Source organism: Pseudomonas sp. Pseusp3 (genome assembly GCF_047304225.1).
Classification (GTDB): domain Bacteria; phylum Pseudomonadota; class Gammaproteobacteria; order Pseudomonadales; family Pseudomonadaceae; genus Aquipseudomonas; species Aquipseudomonas fluorescens_CD.
In genome coordinates this window covers 1-340 of record NZ_JBGLYV010000261.1, presented here as the reverse complement: position 1 = coordinate 340, position 340 = coordinate 1, and the positions used below count along the sequence as shown (strand labels likewise).

Sequence of the window (340 nt, the reverse complement as noted above, 5' to 3'; positions counted from 1 at the left end):
GGTGGGTGATGACGGGATCGAACCGCCGACATTCTGCTTGTAAGGCAGACGCTCTCCCAGCTGAGCTAATCACCCTTTACCTTCGTTGCGGGGCACATTATGCCACAGGTTTTTATAAAGTGTTGATTTATTTGAAGTTTTTTCAAAAAAATCTAAAAACCGGTGAAACGATGCAACCCACAGGAACAACAGTCAAACATGAGACAGAAAAAAGCCCGCCTAAGCGGGCTTTTCCGTGGTGACCTGGCGTTCAGTGTTCCAGGTTACCGAATATGGCGCAGCGGACGGGACTCGAACCCGCGACCCCCGGCGTGACAGGCCGGTATTCTAACCGACTGAA

The 340-nt window shown here is 50.9% G+C and carries 1 tRNA gene; it reads right to left on the bottom strand.

From position 1 onward, the window contains the following. Positions 1-2: 2 nt before the first annotated feature. Positions 3-75 (bottom strand) — tRNA-Val (locus ACCD00_RS30805). Positions 76-340: the final 265 nt, after the last annotated feature.